This window comes from Vagococcus sp. WN89Y (assembly GCF_052220145.1).
Classification (GTDB): Bacteria; Pseudomonadota; Gammaproteobacteria; order Enterobacterales; family Enterobacteriaceae; genus Kosakonia.
Window position 1 is genome coordinate 53,883 of record NZ_JBQPOM010000002.1, and the last position, 20,864, is coordinate 74,746.

General features: G+C 51.8%; 22 protein-coding genes. 11 read left to right on the forward strand and 11 right to left on the reverse strand.

What is annotated here, in order from left to right:
- The first annotated feature begins 146 nt into the window (after nucleotides 1–146).
- Together ACTU3N_RS00400 and ACTU3N_RS00405 are read left to right on the forward strand one after the other, a co-directional pair.
- Nucleotides 147–713 (forward strand): cytochrome b, encoded by a 567-nt coding sequence (locus ACTU3N_RS00400; RefSeq protein WP_443084185.1) that lies wholly within the window; start codon nucleotides 147–149, stop codon nucleotides 711–713.
- A gap of 1 nt (nucleotide 714) precedes the next feature.
- A complete protein-coding gene (locus tag ACTU3N_RS00405; protein ID WP_443084186.1) occupies nucleotides 715–1,290 on the forward strand; it encodes a YceI family protein in 576 nt (191 codons plus the stop codon).
- 35 nt (nucleotides 1,291–1,325) lie between these two features.
- Here the strand turns inward: ACTU3N_RS00405 and trhO are convergent, their stop codons facing one another.
- Complete coding sequence (gene trhO / locus ACTU3N_RS00410) at nucleotides 1,326–2,375, reverse strand: oxygen-dependent tRNA uridine(34) hydroxylase TrhO (protein WP_443084187.1); 1,050 nt, start codon at nucleotides 2,373–2,375, stop codon at nucleotides 1,326–1,328.
- Between the two features lie 215 nt (nucleotides 2,376–2,590).
- Between trhO and ACTU3N_RS00415 the strand changes: the two genes are divergently transcribed.
- The 4 genes from ACTU3N_RS00415 (at nucleotide 2,591) to ACTU3N_RS00430 (ending at nucleotide 7,443) form a co-directional block, all read left to right on the forward strand.
- The gene (locus ACTU3N_RS00415; protein WP_443084188.1) at nucleotides 2,591–3,511 is read left to right on the forward strand and encodes a Kdo(2)-lipid IV(A) acyltransferase; all 921 of its coding nucleotides are present in this window, start codon (nucleotides 2,591–2,593) and stop codon (nucleotides 3,509–3,511) included.
- Nucleotides 3,512–3,802: 291 nt separating this feature from the next.
- On the forward strand, nucleotides 3,803–5,506 hold the full coding sequence (locus ACTU3N_RS00420; protein WP_443084189.1) for an enoyl-CoA hydratase-related protein: 1,704 nt from the start codon (nucleotides 3,803–3,805) through the stop codon (nucleotides 5,504–5,506).
- A 169-nt stretch (nucleotides 5,507–5,675) separates the two neighbouring features.
- Entirely contained in the window at nucleotides 5,676–6,929 is a 1,254-nt protein-coding gene (gene mdtG, locus ACTU3N_RS00425) for a multidrug efflux MFS transporter MdtG (RefSeq protein WP_443084190.1), read from the forward strand.
- A 124-nt stretch (nucleotides 6,930–7,053) separates the two neighbouring features.
- A complete protein-coding gene (locus ACTU3N_RS00430) occupies nucleotides 7,054–7,443 on the forward strand; it encodes a MysB family protein (protein WP_443084191.1) in 390 nt (129 codons plus the stop codon).
- On the opposite strand, the gene ACTU3N_RS00435 is transcribed toward ACTU3N_RS00430, so the two are convergent.
- The 3 genes from ACTU3N_RS00435 to mdoG are packed head-to-tail and all read right to left on the reverse strand — an operon-like array spanning nucleotide 7,444 to nucleotide 11,790.
- Nucleotides 7,444–7,674: a YceK/YidQ family lipoprotein gene (locus ACTU3N_RS00435; protein WP_443084192.1), complete on the reverse strand. Its 231-nt coding sequence runs from the start codon at nucleotides 7,672–7,674 to the stop codon at nucleotides 7,444–7,446.
- 59 nt (nucleotides 7,675–7,733) lie between these two features.
- Complete coding sequence (gene mdoH, locus ACTU3N_RS00440) at nucleotides 7,734–10,262, reverse strand: glucans biosynthesis glucosyltransferase MdoH (protein WP_443084193.1); 2,529 nt, start codon at nucleotides 10,260–10,262, stop codon at nucleotides 7,734–7,736.
- Nucleotides 10,255–11,790, reverse strand: a complete 1,536-nt coding sequence (gene mdoG / locus ACTU3N_RS00445; protein WP_443084273.1) for a glucans biosynthesis protein MdoG — start codon at nucleotides 11,788–11,790, stop codon at nucleotides 10,255–10,257. Before mdoG ends, mdoH begins: the two co-directional genes overlap by 8 nt.
- A gap of 276 nt (nucleotides 11,791–12,066) precedes the next feature.
- On the opposite strand from mdoG, the gene mdoC reads away from it, so the two are divergent.
- Entirely contained in the window at nucleotides 12,067–13,215 is a 1,149-nt protein-coding gene (mdoC, locus tag ACTU3N_RS00450; protein ID WP_443084194.1) for a glucans biosynthesis protein MdoC, read from the forward strand.
- Nucleotides 13,216–13,234: 19 nt separating this feature from the next.
- On the opposite strand, the gene ACTU3N_RS00455 is transcribed toward mdoC, so the two are convergent.
- From ACTU3N_RS00455 to csgB, 5 genes are all read right to left on the reverse strand, one after another.
- On the reverse strand, nucleotides 13,235–14,722 hold the full coding sequence (locus ACTU3N_RS00455) for a phospholipase D family protein (RefSeq protein ID WP_443084195.1): 1,488 nt from the start codon (nucleotides 14,720–14,722) through the stop codon (nucleotides 13,235–13,237).
- A complete protein-coding gene (gene ymdB, locus ACTU3N_RS00460) occupies nucleotides 14,655–15,197 on the reverse strand; it encodes an O-acetyl-ADP-ribose deacetylase (protein WP_443084196.1) in 543 nt (180 codons plus the stop codon). Before ymdB ends, ACTU3N_RS00455 begins: the two co-directional genes overlap by 68 nt.
- Nucleotides 15,198–15,296: 99 nt before the next feature.
- The gene (csgC, locus tag ACTU3N_RS00465) at nucleotides 15,297–15,632 is read right to left on the reverse strand and encodes a curli assembly chaperone CsgC (protein ID WP_443084197.1); all 336 of its coding nucleotides are present in this window, start codon (nucleotides 15,630–15,632) and stop codon (nucleotides 15,297–15,299) included.
- Nucleotides 15,633–15,694: 62 nt separating this feature from the next.
- A complete protein-coding gene (gene csgA, locus ACTU3N_RS00470) occupies nucleotides 15,695–16,132 on the reverse strand; it encodes a curli major subunit CsgA (RefSeq protein ID WP_443084198.1) in 438 nt (145 codons plus the stop codon).
- A 41-nt stretch (nucleotides 16,133–16,173) separates the two neighbouring features.
- Nucleotides 16,174–16,629, reverse strand: a complete 456-nt coding sequence (gene csgB, locus ACTU3N_RS00475) for a curli minor subunit CsgB (RefSeq protein ID WP_443084199.1) — start codon at nucleotides 16,627–16,629, stop codon at nucleotides 16,174–16,176.
- Nucleotides 16,630–17,354: 725 nt separating this feature from the next.
- Between csgB and csgD the strand changes: the two genes are divergently transcribed.
- From csgD to csgG, 4 genes are read left to right on the forward strand one after another with little or no spacing between them, the layout of a single operon-like run.
- The gene (gene csgD / locus ACTU3N_RS00480; RefSeq protein ID WP_443084200.1) at nucleotides 17,355–18,005 is read left to right on the forward strand and encodes a biofilm master transcriptional regulator CsgD; all 651 of its coding nucleotides are present in this window, start codon (nucleotides 17,355–17,357) and stop codon (nucleotides 18,003–18,005) included.
- Nucleotides 18,006–18,009: 4 nt separating this feature from the next.
- Entirely contained in the window at nucleotides 18,010–18,399 is a 390-nt protein-coding gene (gene csgE / locus ACTU3N_RS00485) for a curli production assembly/transport protein CsgE (protein WP_443084201.1), read from the forward strand.
- 26 nt (nucleotides 18,400–18,425) lie between these two features.
- Complete coding sequence (csgF, locus tag ACTU3N_RS00490; RefSeq protein ID WP_443084202.1) at nucleotides 18,426–18,839, forward strand: curli production assembly/transport protein CsgF; 414 nt, start codon at nucleotides 18,426–18,428, stop codon at nucleotides 18,837–18,839.
- A gap of 26 nt (nucleotides 18,840–18,865) precedes the next feature.
- A complete protein-coding gene (gene csgG / locus ACTU3N_RS00495) occupies nucleotides 18,866–19,699 on the forward strand; it encodes a curli production assembly/transport protein CsgG (protein ID WP_443084203.1) in 834 nt (277 codons plus the stop codon).
- A 23-nt stretch (nucleotides 19,700–19,722) separates the two neighbouring features.
- On the opposite strand, the gene ACTU3N_RS00500 is transcribed toward csgG, so the two are convergent.
- Together ACTU3N_RS00500 and ACTU3N_RS00505 are read right to left on the reverse strand one after the other, a co-directional pair.
- Nucleotides 19,723–20,205, reverse strand: a complete 483-nt coding sequence (locus tag ACTU3N_RS00500; RefSeq protein ID WP_443084204.1) for a DUF1097 domain-containing protein — start codon at nucleotides 20,203–20,205, stop codon at nucleotides 19,723–19,725.
- A gap of 96 nt (nucleotides 20,206–20,301) precedes the next feature.
- Nucleotides 20,302–20,856 carry a TorD/DmsD family molecular chaperone gene (locus ACTU3N_RS00505; protein WP_443084205.1) on the reverse strand — a complete coding sequence of 185 codons (555 nt, stop codon included), beginning with the start codon at nucleotides 20,854–20,856 and terminating at the stop codon, nucleotides 20,302–20,304.
- Nucleotides 20,857–20,864: the final 8 nt, after the last annotated feature.

Genomic DNA, 20,864 nt, shown 5'->3' on the forward strand with positions numbered 1-20,864 from the left:
CACTGAAACACTGAATATAACAAACTAAAATCATTCAAAAAAATTGATATCCAAAAATTATCATTCCATTTCGCCTTTTTTGAGTTGCAATATTATTTTTCTCACGCCATTTTAATTAAACCTTTTATTAGCTGCGGTTAAAAAAGATGCAATTACGTAATTCTCCATCTCGTTATGGCGCTATTAGTGTGCTCCTGCACTGGCTGACAGCAGTAACGGTGTATGGCATGTTTGCTTTAGGGTTATGGATGGTTACGCTCAGCTATTACGATGGCTGGTATCATCAGGCGCCTGAAATTCACAAAAGCATTGGCGTTCTGCTGATGCTTGCTCTGGTCATACGCCTTATCTGGCGCGCGTTATCCCCGGTGCCCGCGCCGCTAGCCACTTTGTCACGGCTTACCCGTATTGGCGCAGCGCTGGCGCATCTGGCGCTCTATTTACTGTTGTTCGGTATTATCATCAGCGGCTATCTCATCTCCACCGCTGACGGCAGGCCTGTGAGTGTTTTTGGCCTGTTTGAGGTGCCCGCTACGCTTGCGGATGCCGGGTCACAGGCAGACCTGGCCGGGAGTATTCACCTGTGGCTGGCGTGGAGCGTGGTTGTACTTTCTCTGCTGCACGGTCTTGCCGCCCTAAAACACCATTTCATCGATAAAGACGCCACTCTCACGCGTATGCTGGGAAAATCGTCATCTGACTCTGGAGTATAAAATGAAGAAAATCCTGCCGGGACTCGCTCTCGCCTCGCTGCTGTTAACCACGGGTTCTGCCATTGCGGCGGATTATAAAATTGATAAGGAAGGTCAACACGCCTTCGTTAACTTCCGCATTCAGCATCTTGGTTACAGCTGGGTATACGGCACATTTAAAGATTTTGACGGCACTTTTACCTTTGATGAAGCGAATCCTGCTGCCGATAAAGTGAATGTGACTATTAATACCAACAGCCTCGACACCAACCATGCAGAGCGCGATAAACATTTACGCAGCGCGGACTTCCTCAATGTGGCGAAATTTCCGCAGGCGACTTTTGCCTCTACCGCGGTGAAAAAAGAGGGCGATGCGCTGGATGTCACCGGTGATCTGACGCTGAATGGCGTGACCAAACCCGTTACCTTAAAAGCAAAACTGCTGGGTCAGGGTAAAGATCCGTGGGGCGGCGTGCGTGCAGGCTTTGAAGCGACCGGTAAAATCGCGCTGAAGGATTTTAACATCACGACCGATCTTGGCCCGGCATCGCAGGATGTTGAGTTGGTTATTTCGGTAGAAGGTGTGCAGCAGAAGTAAAACAATGAGAGGGCGCAATGCCCTCTCCTGTTTATTTATTCCGGGTCGGGAATACCCAGTTTGGTATTCAGGCGTCCACGAGATTTATTAAAAATTTTGTTGCCGTTTTCACGCCCTGCCCGACGTTTACGCTGCTCTTCTTCCGGCAGCCCGCTCTCTTCTTTACACGCTTCGCTACAGCAGCCGTTAAATTTCGCAGCGCAAGCCGGACACTGGATAAACAGTAAATGGCAACCATCGTTGAGGCAATTCGTGTGAGAATCGCAAGGCGCGCCGCACTGATGGCAATGGGCAATCACATCCCCGGAAATACGTTCGCCCATACGTTCATCGAAGACAAAATTCTTACCAATAAAACGTACCGGCAAGCCTTGTTCGCGCGCACGGCGGGCATACTCAATAATTCCGCCCTCAATGTGCCACACTTTATTAAAGCCGTTATGCTTCATCCAGGCGCTGGCTTTTTCACAGCGGATCCCGCCAGTGCAGTACATCACTATTTTTTTATCTTTATGCGCCTGCATCATCTCTACCGCTTTCGGCAACTGCTCGCGAAACGTATCGGCAGGGATCTCCAGCGCACCATCAAAGTGCCCCACTTCGTACTCGTAGTGGTTACGCATATCGATAAAGATAGCCTCAGGATCGTCGAGCATCGCGTTCACTTCTGCCGCTTTCAGGTAGTCACCGACATCGCTGGCATCAAAGCTGTCGTCCTCGATACCGTCCGCCACAATGCGATCGCGGACTTTCATGCGCAGCACCCAAAAAGATTTCCCGTCATCATCAATGGCAATGTTTAGCCGCAAGTCATTCAGCGCCGGGTCGAAGGCATATAAGATGTCGCGAAATGCCGCAAAACGGCTTTGCGGCACGCTGACCTGGGCGTTAATTCCTTCACGCGCCAGATAGACCCGGCCAAAAACACTTAGCGCAGTGAATGCTCCATACAGCGCATCACGCGTAGCCTGCGGATCGTCTATGGTGAAGTATTTATAAAAGGAAACGGTCGTTCGTGGCTCGGTTTCCGCGAGCATGCGGGCTTTCAATTCATCATTGGCGATGCGGTTATGTAACACTGGCATGGTGTACGTGTCCTGCAAAAGAGTGTAAAAAACGGCGGCATCATAAAGCAATTACTGATAATTTACATCCACACATTTTGCGCTACATTCTTTCTTATTATTAACATCAATGTACAACGATTGCCCACAAAACAGGCGTTCTGTGCGCCTTAGTTTTGGTTAACAGCAAAAAAAATGCGAGAATACAGGGAATTGTTGCTTTATACAGGACAGTCATGACGCGTTTACCCAAGTTTTCTGCCTCACTTCTGCATCCTCGCTATTGGTTAACCTGGTTAGGCATTGGCGTATTGTGGTTAGTGGTTCAGCTCCCTTACCCCGTTATTTATCGTCTGGGCTGCGGTATAGGTCATCTGGCAAAGCGGTTTATGAAGCGCCGTGTTCAGGTCGCCGAACGTAACCTTGAGCTCTGTTTTCCGCACATGAGCACCGCCGAACGCCAGCAGTTTCTCGATAAAAATTTTGAATCTGTCGGCATGGGCCTGATGGAAACCGGCATGGCCTGGTTCTGGTCAGACCGTCGTATGCAGCGCTGGATGGATGTCTCCAATTTTCATCATGTTCGCGATGTGCAGGCGCAGGGGCGCGGCATTTTGCTGATTGGCGTGCATTTTTTGACGCTGGAAATCGGCGCACGTATGTTTGGCATGAATGAACCGGGCATTGGCGTTTATCGCCCGAATGACAACCCGGTGATAGACTGGCTGCAAACCTGGGGGCGTATGCGTTCGAACAAGAGCATGATCGATCGTAAAGACCTGAAGGGGATGATCCGTGCGCTAAAAGCCGGAGACGTCGTCTGGTACGCACCGGATCATGACTATGGCCCGCGCGCCAGCGTTTTCGCGCCGTTCTTTGCCGTAGAGCAAGCTGCATCCACCTCGGGTACCTGGATGCTGGCGCGCATGTCGCAAGCTTGCATTGTACCGTTTGTGCCGCGCCGCAAGCCAGACGCTAAAGGTTATGAACTGATTATGCTGGAGCCGGAGTGTTCGCCGCCGCTGGATAATGCAGAAACAACCGCTGCATGGATGAACAAAGTGGTTGAGCGCTGCATTATGATGGCTCCGGAACAATATATGTGGCTGCATCGCCGTTTTAAAACTCGCCCGGAAGGCGTCCCTTCTCGCTATTAAATACACCCCAGCCCGTAATTTTACGGGCTGCTTTTCTTAACCGTTTCACAACGCATTTTAAATCTTATAATCCGTCAAAAGATGGCAGGGAAATTAGCCATACTTTCTATGCCTGTTATTTTTATAATAATCTTATTTTTAATTTATCGCGCATAAAATTCCTGGTTTTCAGACGGTTAAATTGATCGCCTGAATGTAAAAAGGGTTCCCTTATTTCCCGCCTTAAGCTAAATTAAATCCTGATAGCTTAGTTATCATATTAACAATATTGCGTTCCAGGATGGAAAGTAAATGAATATTCTGCTGCTTTGTAGTGGTTTTAACGGATTATCTCAACGCTTTTTTGTTGAACTCGCAGATGCAGGCCATAAGGTCGTCGTTCATATTTTTACCAGTGATGACGCGCTTATGCTGCAAATTAAAAATTGCCCACCGGATATCATCATTGCACCGTTTTTAACGCGTGCTATTCCGCAACACATATGGCAACGGTTCTTATGCTTTATCCTTCATCCGGGGATCGTTGGCGATCGCGGCCCTTGCTCCCTCGACTGGGCTATTCTCGAAGGGTGGAGCGAATGGGGCGTCACCCTGTTACAAGCCAATGCGGTGATGGATGCCGGGGATATCTGGGCCACGCGTAAATTTCCCCTGCCACCAATGGGCAAAAGCCGTATCTATCGCCAGCAGGTGACCGAGGCAGCCGTCGGCTGCTTATGGGAACTGCTCGAAAAATTAAAACGGGGTCAGCAGCGGGGCGAACCGCTGGATTACGACAGCATCAATGTGCGTGGGCGCGAGCGGGCGCCTTTATCCGTCGCAGAGCGCACTATTGACTGGCAAAGTGATGTCACCAGCACGCTTCTGCGTAAAATTTGGGCCAGCGACAGCAAGCCCGGCGCCTCTGCCTTCCTGGCGGATATTCCGGTAAAGCTGTTTAATGTCTGGAAAGCGGATGTCACGCTGGCGCAAATTCGCGGGCGCAACGGCGAAATATTTGCCCGTTCGGGCAACGCGGTTTGCGTGGCAACGGTAGACGGCGCGTTATGGATAGGCCACTTGCGCCGCTGCGATACGCACCCGCTGGCAAAGGTCAAACTTCCTGCCGCGCATGTCCTTGGCCCGGTGTTGCCTACCCTCGCTCAGTTGCCTAACCAGCGAGTTGCCCACCCGGATCACCCCTGGCTGGAGCGATGCGGGCGTATTGGTGTGCTGCATTTTCCCTTTCTTAACGGCGCGTTCAGCACGGACGATTCCGTTACGTTGCGCAATCTGTTTGAAGCCGCTGCCAGAGATACGCACCTTGATGCCATCATCCTCGCCGGTGGCAATGATTTCTGGTCTAACGGTATCGACCTGAACTCTATTCATGCCGCGAACGATTCGGCGGCAGAAGGGTGGGAATCCATCAATGCGATTGATGATCTGGCTGAATCCATTTTTCGTTGCCGGGACAAACTGATTATCAGCGCAGTGAATGCGAATGCCGGCGCTGGCGGTGCAATGTTAATGCTCACCGCAGATATGGTTATCGCGCGGGCAGGCGTGGTGATTAATCCGCATTACAAAACCATGGGGTTAACGGGTTCCGAACTCTGGACGCTGACGTTACCCTGGCGCGTTGGGCCAGCCATGGCGAGTGAGCTCACCGAGCGCTGTATGCCAATCAGTGCCAGCAAGGCGGCCTCGCTGGGTATGATTGATACGGCGCTTGAGACGTCCCGCTTCTCGTTTCTTGGCGAGGTGATCGCCATGGTGGCAGAAATGATTGCGCCGTCGACACTCACCGGTTATTTGCAAAAGAAATGGCGCGATAAGAACAGCATGCTGAAAAGTAAATCTGTCACGGAGTATCGCCGCCGGGAGCTTGAGGGCATGCGCAGTAATTTGTTTGACGATGATCTGAACTTCTCCGCGCTGCGTAAGGCCTTCGTGCTGAAACAACAGCCCGTCTGCACGCCATCGCATCTGGCGAAATTTAATACTTCCCAGTAATCAATAAACTGCATTCAATCATATAAACAGCCCGCATTTCCGGGCTGTTTTTTCGTCATACAAAATCGCCGCCACACGTTGAAGGAATCATCACCCAGGCGCATAATTAGCATGCTACCAATTTCTAAAAATTAATCCGTGCGTTGCAACAACGCCTCTGTGGAACGTTATGTCACCCTCTGATACTCCAGTGAACTGGAAACGCAATCTGACCATCGCCTGGCTCGGCTGCTTTCTTACCGGCGCAGCATTTAGCCTGGTTATGCCTTTTTTACCTCTGTATGTCGAACAACTGGGCGTGAGCGGCCACGGCGCGCTTAACATGTGGTCAGGCCTGGTGTTCAGTATCACCTTCCTCTTTTCTGCCATTGCTTCGCCCTTCTGGGGCGGCCTCGCCGACAGAAAAGGCCGCAAACTTATGCTGCTTCGCTCCGCGCTCGGTATGGCTGTCGTGATGGCGCTGATGGGACTTGCGCAAAACGTCTGGCAACTGTTGGCGTTACGCGCCCTGCTCGGCTTGCTCGGCGGCTTTATTCCTAATGCTAATGCGCTCATTGCCACGCAAATCCCGCGCAATAAAAGCGGCTGGGCGCTCGGCACGCTCTCAACCGGCGGCGTCAGCGGCGCGCTGCTTGGCCCGCTGGCAGGCGGTCTCCTCGCCGACAGCCTGGGTTTGCGGATGGTCTTTTTTATCACCGCCGCCGTGCTGGCCATCTGCTTCTTGCTGACGCTGTTGTGTATCCGGGAGAATTTTTCGCCGGTTGCGAAACGCGAGATGTTGCACGCAAAAGATGTCTTTGCCTCGCTGAAAAGCCCGAAACTGGTGCTGAGTCTGTTTGTCACCACCATGATTATCCAGGTCGCCACCGGCTCTATTGCCCCCATCCTGACGCTCTACGTGCGCGAATTGGCAGGGAATATCAGTAATATTGCGTTTGTTAGCGGCCTGATAGCCTCAGTGCCTGGCGTGGCCGCCCTGCTGAGTGCGCCCCGTCTTGGCAAACTGGGTGACAGGATTGGCCCGGAGAAAATTCTTATCGCCGCGCTGGTTATCTCAGTGCTGCTGCTGATCCCCATGTCAATGGTGCAAACGCCATGGCAACTTGGCGTGCTACGTTTTCTGCTGGGCGCGGCCGATGGCGCGCTACTGCCTGCGGTGCAAACCTTGCTGGTCTATAACTCCACCAACCAGGTGGCCGGGCGGATCTTTAGCTATAACCAGTCGTTTCGCGATATCGGCAATGTTACCGGCCCGCTGCTCGGCGCGGCCGTGTCGGCCAGCTATGGTTTCCGGGCAATGTTTTGTGTGACCGCTGCGGTGGTGCTATTTAACGCACTCTATTCGTGGTTCAGCCTGCAACGACCTGCCCAGGCAAGTAAAAATTTCTCACAGCGTCAGCAGACAGCGAATATCGAAGAGTAAAATTGCTGACTGTTTGTGCAAATAAGCGAGGAAAAAACTGATAACGCAGCCACGCATTTGACGCTCGCAATAGCAACGACTATAGGTTTGCATATCCCTTTTCTGTAACCTGGAGAACGATGATATGGCCGACCCGAACCTGAACTATTACTCAACACTGCCTGAAGCAGTTGATGCGGCCCGGGAGGAGTTCCTTGCCAGTAACCCGGAGCTTGATGAAGAAGAGGCCGTCGTGCAGCAGTTTAATGTGCAAAAGTACGTACTTCAGGATGGCGATATCGTGTGGCGCGCCGAATTTTTCGCTGATGAAGAAGAGCCAGGCGAGTGCCTACCGTTGCTAAGCGGCGAAGCCGCGCAGAGCGTCTTTGATGGGGATTATGACGATATCGAAATCAGCCAGGAGTGGCAGGAAGAGAATACCCTGCATGAATGGGATGAAGGTGAATTCCAGCTGGAGCCGCCGCTGGATACTGAAGAAGGCCAGGCTGCCGCTGATGAATGGGATGAGCGCTGATTATTCGTACGGGCCGTGCTGAGCATCCAGCGGTAGCAGTAGCGTATCGAACACCAGCGAGAAAGGTAAATCCAGCACGGTGATATAACGCCATGCGGAGTCGCGAACGTCCCATTTCACGCCTGGATAGTACTGATTCCCGTGGCCCTGCCCGGGAATGGTTCGGCTAATGATACTGCCACAGCCGCTCAGCGCAAGCGCCATCGCAACGACTAAAATGATTTTCACCATTACCTCTCAGGGGTAAAAAAAATACCGGCTGTCAGGCCGGTATTTTCCTTTATGTCGGCTTATTTTACCTTTAACGCCAGCGGGTTAAGCGTTAACTTCTCGTAATAGCTAACCCATGACAGGTATTTCTCAGGCGCCGCCCAGACCCGATAATGCAGGCGGGACAACGTCACCGGATCGCTTAACAGCACCAGGCGACGCTCCCGGTTCAGTTTCTCAGGCGTTTCATTCAGCGCCTGCTCGACGTGGCGATCGCGTGCAATCTCCAGCACATGGCTGGCCCGGTGGCGTGCGGTTGCCATCGCGGTAGCCAGCGCGTTGAAGGAGGGGTTAAACACCGCGTGCATAAAACCGTCTTCCAGCGAGCGCGAGCGATTAAGCGACAGATAGTTATCGGTATCCACCAGCACCTTCGGCGGGGAATACTCTTCCGGTATCAGGAACAGTTTCCAGCGTTTGGTGCGCAGACCGACCGTTGACCGACTGGAAATCACCGAAACAAACGGCGAGAGGATCAGCGAGAAAACTATCGGTGCCAGCCAGAACAGGAAACGCAGGTCCAGCCAGGCCATGCCTGCAGCCCATACCAGCCCAAGTAACAACTGTGAACCGTGACGCATAAAGGCTTCGCCCCACGGCGTCGAGTCATCATCACGCTGCGGCGAATTCCACACCACTTCCCAGCCGAGGAATGCGCTCACCACGAAAACAGTGTGGAACAGCATACGCACGGGCGCCAGCAGAACGGAGAACAGCACTTCCAGTAACAGCGAAAGCGTGACGCGCAAGAAGCCGCCGTACTCTTTCGGCCCTTTGCACCACACCAGGATGATACTCAGCAATTTTGGCAGGAACAGCAGCACCATTGTTGATGCAAACAGCGCAATCGCCAGCTCCGGACGCCACTGCGGCCACACCGGAAACAACTGGCGCGGTTGCAGGAAGTATTGCGGTTCAGTCAGAGCATGCACCACCTGCAAAGCGGTGGAGAGCGCAAGAAACATAAACCACAGCGGCGCGGAGAGGTATGACATCACCCCGGTGAGGAACACCGCCCGGTGTACCGGGTGCATCCCTTTTACCAGAAACAGCCTGAAGTTCATCAGGTTGCCGTGACACCAGCGGCGGTCGCGCTTCAGCTCATCAAGCAGGTTTGGCGGCAGCTCTTCATAAGAACCCGGCAGATCGTAGGCAATCCACACTCCCCAGCCTGCGCGGCGCATCAGCGCGGCTTCCACGAAATCGTGCGAGAGAATTGAACCGGCAAACGACCCTTCGCCCGGCAGCGGTGCCAGCGCGCAATGCTCGATAAACGGCTTCACGCGAATGATGGCGTTATGCCCCCAATAGTGGGACTCGCCAAGCTGCCAGAAGTGCAGACCTGCGGTAAAGAGCGGCCCGTAAACGCGCGTTGCAAACTGCTGGCAGCGTGCATAGAGCGTGTCCATCCCGGAGGCTTTCGGCGACGACTGGATGATCCCGGCATTCGGGTTCGCTTCCATCAGGCGCACCAGACCGGTCAGGCACTCACCGCTCATCACGGAGTCAGCGTCCAGCACAACCATATAGCTGTACTGGCTGCCCCAGCGACGGCAGAAATCATCGATGTTGCCGCTTTTGCGCTTAACGCGACGACGGCGGCGACGATAGAAAATCTGCCCTTCGCCCTGCACCTCGGCAATCAGCTCCATCCATGCTTTCTGCTCAGCCACGCAGATATCCGGGTTGTAGCTGTCGCTCAGGATATAGACGTCAAAGTGCTGTTGCTGCCCGGTGGCTTTCACCGACTCCCAGGTAGCGCGCAGACCGGCGAACACGCGATCCACATCTTCGTTGCAGATAGGCATGATAAGTGCGGTGCGGTGCGCCGGGTTCAGCGGTTCGTCTCCCACCGTTGAGGCTGAAATACTGTATTTATCCCGCCCAATCAACAGTTGCAGGAAGCCCATTAGCGCCGTCCAGAACCCGGCCGAAACCCAGCAGAACAGAATCGCAAACAAGATAAGGATGCCGGTTTGCAGCACATACGGCAGCAGCTGCATAAACGAGACCCACAGATCCTGACCCACCATATCGGTCGGCGTGATCAGCGCCCAGCCCTGGTAAGGCAAAATTGTTTTCATGTACCAGGTCGCGACAACAGTTTGCGCCAGCGTCAGCAGCAGCAGGATGTAGCGCCGTATTGTGCCGACGGTACGCCACTTCTGCTCATGCGCCTGCTCTTCTTTGGTCAGACGAGCGAGATAGCGCGGTGACACGTCCCGCCCGCGCAGACGATCCCAGAAGCGCCCAATCGGGTTGGTACGCCAGGGATCGGGGAACATGGAAGAACGCTTCGCTTTCGGCATCGCCTGTAGCTGCGCGCGCCCTTCGTCATCGTTAACCAGTTGGCCTGGCGCCAGCGAGTCCGGCCAGCTGCCTTCCAGGCGAGCAGTAACCGAACCCAGCGGGGTGTCATCCTCACGCTTCCAGTCCGTGTGTTCTTTATCCAGCGCCTCGTGCACCGCACGAATGCTTTCTGTCGGCAGCGCGGCCTTTTCCGCATCCGTCAGCGGCAGCGCGTCGATATAGTCAGTTGTTTTATTCATTGGCAGGTAGCTGATAGCTCCAGGTTTCACTCAGGGTCTGCTCGGCATTGACCAGCGCAGCGCGCATATCCGTGGTTTTCTTCGGATCTTTGACTTTCACGCGCAGAGTTAAACGCCAGCCCTGGGTTACCGGGTTATAGCGAACGGTATTTTCCACGATCTCACCGTTATCACCGATGCTCGCTTGCGCGGTCACGGGTGTTTCTTTCGCCAGTTTTTTCATCTCCTGGCCGGTGAAATCCACGACGAATGCAATGGTGCCATCCGGCTGGCGAATCAGGTTCGACTGTTTCACATCGCCGGTTGAACGACGCGTCTGAGTCACCCATGCGTTATCCGGCGCGTGCAGCTTGTCTTCGTCGCGACTAAAGGTGATGGTGTATTTGAAGTTCATCTCCTTACCCGGCTCCGGCAACTGATCCGGCGTCCAGTAAGCGACGATGTTATCGTTGGTTTCGTCGTTGGTCGGGATTTCAACCAGCTCGACTTTACCTTTACCCCACTCCCCTTTCGGCGTTACCCACGCGCTGGGGCGCTGGTCGTAACGATCGTCAAGATCTTCAAAGCGGGAGAACTCGCGACCGCGTTGCAGCAAGCCGAAGCCCTGCGGGTTTTCCATCGCGTAGCTGCTCACGGCCAGATGTTTTGGATTATTCAGCGGCCGCCAGATCCACTCGCCGTTACCGGCATGCATCGACAGACCGTTGGAGTCGTGAAGCTCCGGGCGGAAGTTAGTGGCCGGGGACGGCTGAGACGGCCCAAACAGGAACATACTGGTTAACGGCGCCACACCCAGTTTGCCGACTTTATCGCGCAGATAGACTTTTGACTGTACGTCAACCACCGTGTCACGCCCCGGGATCACCACAAAACGGTACGCGCCAGTTGCGCGCGGAGAATCCAGCAGCGCATAAATGGTCAGGCGTTTATCGGTCGGTTTCGGGCGCTCAATCCAGAACTCGCGAAAACGGGGAAATTCTTCACCGGACGGCAGCGCGGTATCAATCGCCAGACCGCGCGCGGAGAGGCCATAAACCTGCCCTGCGCCAATCACACGGAAGTAGCTCGCGCCGAGCATGCTGAGGATTTCATCGTTCTTATCTTTCGAATTTATGGGGTACAGAACTTTGAAACCGGCAAAACCGAGGTCTTTTACGGTGTCTTTGTCGTGCGGCACATCGCCGAAATTGAAGTAATCCGGACTGTATTTGATTTTGTGGACGGCGGTCGCAGTCACTTCGTTGATTTTGACCGGGGTGTCGAAGTACATGCCCTGGTGGTAAAACTCAAGCTTAAATGGGGTCTTGATTGCGTTCCAGTAGGCTTTGTCGTGGTTAAACTGGATCTGCTGGTAGTCCGCGTATTTCATCTCACGCAGCGCAGAGGGCAGGTTGCTCTTGGGTGCTTCATAGCCTTTGCTGGCCAGAGATTGTGCCTGTTTTGCGACATCATCAATAGAAAAAGCCCAACCCGATGACGTATAAAGTGACAACAGAACAGCAGCACCAACCCAGTGCAATTTCATCATTCGTAATTTAGGTTTCATAATAACTAAGCACTTCCCCCTTTGTGTGCTTAAATCGATCCGATCTATTTTAATGGAAACTCAGGCAATCCGACAACTGAATCCCCTCTTTGTTCAGCGCGCTGGCTCAGCGAATAAGCAAATGCCGCTCAACCCCTTAATCGTTTTTGTGCGCTTATCCTGGAGACAGTGGATCGGACATAGTGTAGGGTTGTTTTCGAATGTAATCATTATTTGCCTTACGGATAAGACGAAAAGTCTGAGAATGTACTGAGTTATATGACCAACCAACCTGCAAAACGCGAATATTTTCTGGATTCCATCCGCGCATGGTTAATGTTGCTGGGGATCCCTTTCCACATTTCACTGATTTATTCCAGCCATATATGGCATGTTAACAGCAGCGCTCCTTCCTGGAGTTTAACGCTTTTTAATGACGCTGTTCATGCATTTCGCATGCAGGTTTTTTTTGTGATTTCAGGGTATTTTTCGTACATGCTCTATCTGCGCTATCCCCTGAAACGCTGGTGGGTTGTGCGCGTTGAGCGCGTAGGGATCCCGATGCTAACGGCAATTCCCCTGCTGACGCTGCCGCAATTTATTATGTTGCAGTATGTGAAAAATAAAACAGCCGAATGGCACACGCTCTCGGCCTATGACAAATTTAATACGCTGGGCTGGGAATTAATCTCTCATTTATGGTTTTTACTGGTGCTGGTTGTTTTAACAACAATCTGTATAGGGCTATTTAAAAAAATTAAAAACAGTGCCGCACACATTGCCGGAAACATTTCACTGGGCAAACTTTCCCTCATCTTCCTGCTGCTCGGTATTGCTTACGCCGCAATACGCCGGGTCATTTTTATCTTTGCCCCCGAAATATTGCGTGATGCGCTGTTTAATTTTGCCGTGATGCAAACGCTGTTTTATACGCCCTTTTTCTTACTCGGCGCCGTCGCATTTGTGAATCCTCGCCTGAAGGCCCTTTTTACTACCCCTTCGCCCTGGTGCATGGTCGGCTCGCTGGTGACGTTTGCCGCCTACCTGCTCAACCAGCGTTACGGCAGCGGCGATGCGTGGATGTATGAAACGGAGTACGTGATAACCATGCTGCTGGGGCTATGGATGGTCAACGTGGTGTTTTCATTTGGGCACCGGCTGTTAAATTTCCAGTCGGCGCGCGTCACTTATTTCGTCAATGCGTCGCTTTTTATCTATCTTGTTCACCATCCACTGACGCTGCTGTACGGTGCGTGGATCACCCCGCATATCGACTCGAATCTGCTGGGTTTTATCGCGGGCCTGATCTTTGTGGTGGGGATAGCCGTGCTGCTCTACGAAGTGCATTTACGCATTCCGCTGCTGCGGTTCCTCTTCTCCGGTAAACCACAGAATAAAGAAACCAGAACTGAAGCGCCGGTCAGGTAAGATTAACGGCTGCTGCTGGTCAGAGCAGCCACTCAACCGGTAGCCAGTAAACGAGGCGTACCAGCAAGCGCTGCCACAGCCGGGTTTTCGGCTCCTTTTTCAGCACCACCTCTTTGCCGTCCTGCTGCTCTATCCAGTTAATGCGCCCGAATCTGTCCAACCGCAGCTGCCAGGTTATATCGCGCTGGCTGCGCAAAAAACGGTGGTGAATATGCTCCGCCAGCGCATCGCTCTCGATGACAAAACCCATCTCCGTGTTCAGCATCGCCGAGCGCGGATCAAAGTTAAATGAACCAATGAAAACCTTTTTGCCATCAATGCTGAAGGTTTTGGCGTGCAGGCTGGAGCCGGAATTCCCCGTCAGGCCGCGGTCATGAACAGGATGCGCGTCTTCGCGGGTTGGTTTAAGTTCATAAAGCGCAATTCCGTGGCGCAACAGTTTTTTACGCCAGCGCGCATAACCTGCATGCACGACGGTGACATCATTGGCCGCCAGCGAATTGGTGAGAATAGCGACCTTCACGCCTCTGCGTGCCAGCTGTAATAACTGCGCGACACCGGCACGCCCCGGCACGAAATAGGAAGAAATAATATCGACCTGCTTTTCCGGTTTGCCCATCACATTTAACAGGCGCTGACCGAGCAGCGTATGGTAACGCGCTTTGCCCTGCCCTTTGCGGGGATCGTCGCTTAAAAGGCGCGTTTTAGCCCAGATAAGCGGCAAATCACCGCTCTCCAGCTGGCTGGAAAATTGCGTGGAGGCGAGTTTATTCATATAGCGCACGGCTGTGGTGTTCTCGCGCCAGGCATCCGGCAGGCGGATCTCCTCGGCAATCTCTTCCTGGGAAAGATCCAAAACACTGTGCAAAGGAGAGACCGGTGCCGAGTTCCAGTAACGCGTAAAATCCTGCGCCACGTCCTCCACGACCGGGCCGATGGCCATCACATCCAGATCGGTAAACAGCGGCTCTTCACCGGCGCCAAAATAGGCATCGCCGACGTTTCGCCCGCCAATCAACGTCACCACGCCATCAACCGTGAAACTTTTATTGTGCATACGCCGGTTAAGCCGGGCGAAATCGGTTAAATAGCCCAGCGCACGCAACGTGCGAAACGAGAAAGGGTTAAACAGACGAATTTCAATATTAGGATGGCTATCAAGCTTGCGCAGCACGCCGTCCATACCGATGGTGTTGTTGTCATCGAGCAATAAACGGACATGCACGCCGCGATCGGCGGCGGCCAGCAGCGCCAGCAGCAGCAACCGGCCAGACATATCGTCTTCCCAGATATAGTACTGCACATCCAGCGTATGCTGCGCCAGCTCGGCGAGCCGGTAACGGGCCACAAAGGCATCAAGGCTATCGGCCAGCACGTACAGCCCGCACAGGCCAGGATGCGCTGCACAGGCAGGCGCAATAGCGCGCCCCAGCCGGGTATCACTCAGCGGGTTCGTCGCCTTGTTGGGTAAGTAAGCGTTGGTAGAGTCGTGTCGTTTCGTCGTCATAACAGACAAAGTATATCTGCCGTAACTGGTTATATCTGGTGAGATAATCCGAAACTGTATTTACAGCAATCTCTGCCGCCGCCGCTTTCGGGTAGCCATACACCCCAGTACTAATGGCCGGAAAGGCAATGGACTCGTAACTATTCGCTTGCGCCAGTTGTAAGGCGTTGCGATAAGCATCTTCCAGTAAACGCGCTTCATGCTCGCCGCCACCGCGCCAGACCGGCCCGACCGCATGAATGACCGCTTTAGCCGGCAGGTTTCCCGCCGGGGTTATCACCGCATGGCCTGGCGGGCACTCCCCCTGCTGCTGGCGAACCCGTTGACACGCCTCCAGCAACGCAGGCCCGGCTGCGCGATGGATAGCACCGTCCACACCTCCGCCTCCCAGCAACGATGAATTTGCCGCGTTAACGATGACGTCGACCGCAAGCGTCGTGATATCCCCCTGAAGCACCTGCATACGTGGTTGCATATTCGCCTCCTTTCCGGCTTAAAACCCGTAACACACTTTAAATGTATCCTGGCAGGAAAGGAAATGACGGGGAGGAAAAATCAGCAAATAACGCGCCTGTTAGCGAAGTGCCCCTGAACTGGCAGGCCATTGCTGCGCCAGATTAAGTGACTGCCCATCGGAAACGGTTACGACAATTTTGACGTTATCCTGCGGCGAAATGTTCATGCTTAAACGTGTAAGCTCGGTGAGTTTGTTGGCGGTAAGCGCCACCGTATTGCGCTGGCGACTCTGGCTGCTACCCGCAGTGCCATTGCGTTCGGTTATGACCTGTACCTGACACACACAGTCTTGCGTGACCAGAACTTGCGGGGTGATGGTGTAGATGTCGCCATATTGCGAAGTGTGAAAGGTTATCTGACTGGACAGCGCCGCCAGCAATATTAAGCCGTGCATAGTGCCTCCGCGAAATTCCCGTGAAAAAACAGGGCCGAAGCCCTGTTTTCCCTGCCTGCCTGTTAATACTGATTGGCAATAGCCTGGTTGCCGTAGCCACTCTGGTGGACGGCTACACTTGAACCAGACGCGGTCTGGTTAACCACCGCGTTGTTGGCACCACCGTACTGGCGAACCGCAATTTCAGAATCACGGCTGTTCCACTGGTCAATGGTTGCTGAGTTATTGAAGCCATTTTGCGACAGATCGATTGAGCTGTCGTCAGAACCCTGACCAACATCGGCAGAGTTGCTTGAACCGTACTGTTTAATAACAGTTTCGGAATCACGTGCGTTCGTTTGCAGTGCGACTGCGGTGTTCGCTGTACCGTACTGGTAGATGCTCAGTTCTGAGTTCGGGCCGCCATAACCGCCGCCGTGACCATATTGCGGGATACTACCAGCCCAGGCACCTGCCGAAACAACCAGCGCCGCTGCCACTGCAATTTTTAACAGTTTCATGATAAAACCCCCATCGGATTGATTTAAATGTCGCCGGACAACTAGCGCTGGATAACGCGAATAGCCATTTGCGACTGTCTTTGCACTACAACTGCTGTTTTCTGCGCACCATATTGCGTAATATTCGCCCGGTTGCCCGAGCCTTTCTGAATAATCATCGCGGTATTTCCGTAAGCACCTTGCGTGATACTGGCATCGTTGGAATTCCCGGCCTGATCGATATAAGCAAAGTTATAACTTCCGGACTGGTTAATTCTTGCTGAATTCCGCCCGCCGCTCTGAGAAATCACACCTAATAATTTCGAGCCAGACTGATCAAGCCGTGCATTATTATTGCTACCCTGCTGGCCAACAATGGCAGCTTTATCATAAGCTGACAGACTTAATTCATTAACCGCAAGATTATATTCGGAATTAGCCAGGTCATAACCTGCTGCGGTTGCAATTCCAGGCATACCCAGCATCATTAACATCATAAATAACGATTTGTTTTTCATGTTGTCACCATGCGCTGGTCAAATACTTATTAATATTCCACATCGTGCGTTTGTTAACTTTGCGTTACGAGGATGAGTATGCGCTTTGTGAAATTAAAAAAATCTCACCCGCGCGTTGGATTTTGCTATAAATAGTCACCCCAAAGTATTAAAAGACTTTATAACAATAAAAGCTTTCAAATATACAAACGACATTTTATTGTCATGAAATTTTCATATATAGAAAGAATCTTAATTTACGTTTCGCTTTCTTACAGTGCAGCCTGGTTAACAGATTTCCCTGAAGCACTGGTATCTAAGACTTTTCCATTAAAAAAATGGGAAAAATACAAACGAGTGATTATTCCTAATTCAAAGGAATGATAATTTTTCTCAACTCTAAAAATTATCACCCTAAAAACAATACGTTACTATTATTATGCAAATTCTTAAACTATGGTGCAAACCCTCTTTTTACAACCGAAAGGTCAATAAACATTGACAAATAAAATTATGCGAAACATTTTTATATTTCAAGTTACATCCTGTTACATGTTTAACACTTGATTTAAGATTAGTAATAGCTAGATTAAAACCAGCACTGCTCATTAAATTCTATTACTTTCCCCTGACGGGCTGAGTACTTATTACTACACATAGCAACGCGCATCTGTCAGTACTTCTGGAATCCTTATTAATACATAAGGATAGCTGCAGATGTATTATAAAATAAGCGGGGTTTCATCATGTTTAATGAAGTCCAAAGTTCCACTATTCCGGTATTAATGCTAATTACCAAACCATCTCTACAAGCAACGGCACTGTTACAACATTTAAAGCATTCTCTGTCATTAACAGGAAAACTTCACAATATTCAAAGGCCTGTTGAAGAAATACCTACTCATAGCATCGTGTTATTCGACATGATGGAAGCCGATAAAAAAACCATCCATTATTGGCAGGATATTTTATCGCGCAAAAACAACAACCTGAAAACGTTACTCATGAATACTCCGGATGAATATCCATTCCGGGATATTGAGTGCTGGCCGCATATTAATGGCGTATTTTACGTATCGGAAGATGAAAATCAGCTAATCGATGGTTTGCAGGGCGTACTGCGTGGCGAATGCTATTTCACGCAAAAGCTGGCAAGTTATCTGATTACCCACTCGGGTAATTATCGCTATAGCAATGCTGAGTCGGCGCTGTTAACGCACCGGGAAAAAGAGATACTTAATAAGCTGCGAATCGGCGCATCAAATATTGAAATCGCGCGTTCGTTGTTTATTAGTGAAAATACGGTAAAAACACATCTTTATAATCTTTTCAAAAAGATATCTGTTAAAAACCGTACGCAGGCAGTCTCCTGGGCCAACGAAAACCTCAGGCGCTAAGAAAATGAAACGTTATTTACCGTACTTTTCGGCAGCGGCCATATTGCTTGCCGCCGGTTACCTGCACGCTGCAGAAGTGGAGGTACCGGGATTATTGACAGACCACACAGTATCGTCGGTGGGACACGATTTTTATCGTGCATTTAGTGATAAATGGGAAAGTAGCTGGACAGGGAATCTGACCATTAATGAAAGGCCAAGCGCGCGATGGGGAAGCTGGATTACCATCACGGTAAATCAAATGGTGGTGTATCAAACATTTCTTTTCCCCATCAAGCGTGATTTTGATCAGAACGTGCAATTTGCTGTGGCGCAAACGCAACAGGCAATTGAACGCCAGCAAATAAACCAGGCGCTGCTCAGCATAGGTGATATGGCGAGCGACGAATTCTAAAACACGATAAATATCCGGAGGAAAATATGCGCATCGCATATGGCCTGCTCGCGTTATCCCTTACCGTTCCTGCAAGCTGGGCTGGAAATATGACATTCCAGTTTCGCAATCCTAATTTTGGCGGCAATCCCAATAATGGTGCTTTTTTATTAAACAGTGCGCAGGCGCAAAATTCTTACAAAGATCCGAGCTATTCAGATTATGGAATAGAACAACCCTCGGCGCTGGATAATTTTACCCAGGCGATCCAGTCACAAATATTAGGTGGATTGCTGACCAATATTAATACAGGCAAGCCCGGCAGGATGGTCACCAGCGACTATATCGTCGATATCGTTAACCGCGACGGGCAGCTGCAATTAAATGTCACCGACCGTAAGACCGGAAGGACTTCCACGATCGAAGTGTCAGGTTTACAAACTGGTTCAACTGATTTCTAAGACCTGCCTTTTTAAGGACAATGATCATGAAGCGTTTATTAATGGTATTCGCCGTTTTATTATTAAGCGGTTGCCTTACTGCACCGCCAAAACAAGCAGCCAGCCCAACATTGATGCCACGCGCGCAAAGCTACAGAGACCTGACTAAGCTCCCTATGCCAACCGGAAAGATTTTCGTGTCGGTATACAATATTCAGGATGAAACCGGGCAATTTAAAGCCTATCCGGCGAGCAACTTTTCTACGGCAGTACCGCAAAGCGCCACCGCGATGCTGGTGACGGCGCTGAAAGATTCGCGCTGGTTTGTCCCTCTTGAGCGCCAGGGTCTGCAAAACCTGCTTAACGAGCGCAAGATAATCCGCGCAGCGCAGGAAAACGGCACGGTTGCCATCAATAACCGGTTCCCGTTGCAATCCCTTACCGCAGCGAACGTGATGATTGAAGGATCGATTATCGGCTATGAGAGCAACGTTAAATCTGGCGGCGTGGGGGCGCGCTACTTCGGCATCGGCGGTGATACTCAGTATCAGTTGGATCAGATTGCGGTAAACCTGCGGGTTGTCAATGTCAGTACCGGCGAAATCCTCTCCTCGGTGAATACCAGCAAAACTATCTTGTCTTATGAAGTGCAGGCCGGCGTCTTTCGCTTTATTGAATACCAGCGGCTACTTGAGGGCGAAGTGGGCTATACCTCCAACGAACCGGTTATGCTCTGCCTGATGTCTGCTATCGAAACGGGTGTGATTTTACTGATTAATGACGGTATCGATCGTGGATTGTGGGATTTACAAAATAAAGCCGAACGCAGTAACGCGGTGCTGACAAAATACCGGGATCTGGCGGTGCCGCCAGAGTCCTGATACACGAAAAGCGTGACGCGAGGTCACGCTTTTTCATGTTGCCTCAGCGGTGCTTTTTTGGTGCGCGATGCAAGCCAAAGCCCGCTGTTTTTCATGGCGTAACCAAACAGCACGCCGACCATTAGCGAAGGGACGACCAGTCGCCACTCGCCCTGCCCGGCAAAGGTGGCGCAGGCGCCAATAAACGTGCCCGGAACAAAAGAGAGCAGCATGTTTTTTGCCTGCAAGCACATAAAAAAGGCCACCACACCGGTAAGGGTATAGCCGATTATCTCAAGATGTGGTGCCAGCGCAGTGCCGTGCATAATAGCAAGCGCCCAGACGACCCCGCTCATTAGCGTGCAGGCTGAAATCGCAAGCCCTTTAATCCCTCCCTGCGGACAGGCAAAATACGCCGTACATCCGAGGAACCCCGCCCAGCTAATCAGCCCAAGAGAGACGGCAACCCAGCCCCACAGGCCGGAGAGAATACCCGTCGTTAATGCCAGAGAAAGAAGAATGTTCATGGCGCGCATCTTAGCAGGTGCGCAGCCTTCTTATGAGATTTCCAGCACATTATTTGAATGATTTTCTCATCAGTTGCATTTATTTCGTGACTCAGATCACTCTTCATTCTCTTCCTGTAACTCGTCCCACATCGCGGCGATTGCGTCCCGCGCCAGCGGTGCCAGGGTACGCCAGAAAGGTGTTGTGGCATGCGCTTCAACTTTGCCGAAAAACGTCCCGCACCAGGGCAAGAGATACTCTGCAAAAAGTGTTTCCAGCGCCTCGCTCTCATCCTCGGCAGACTGGTCTTCCAGCCAGGAGGCGGCAAGCAGCAGCGTGCCGATATGGTCAGCAGGGGCATCCGTCAGCGGCATACCGCGCGATGACAAGAATGAACGAACTTCGGCTTCGTTAGCACCCGCTACCCATGCGCTACGGTAAGGCGCTACCCGACACTCTTCGCCGACAAAAAGCGCGTTATAATCCGCCGTCAGTGCCTGAGCATCACAGTTTTTCTGCAACCGCTCCAGCAACTCATCCTGCTCCAGCGGCCAGCTTTGTGCCAGTTTCCCTTCGCGGATAAGCGTGTACAGCGGGACCAACAGCGGGTCTTGCGGCTGGCGGTAAAACAGCGATCCCAGTACACGGCACAGGATAGAAAATTCGTTCATTCAACAGT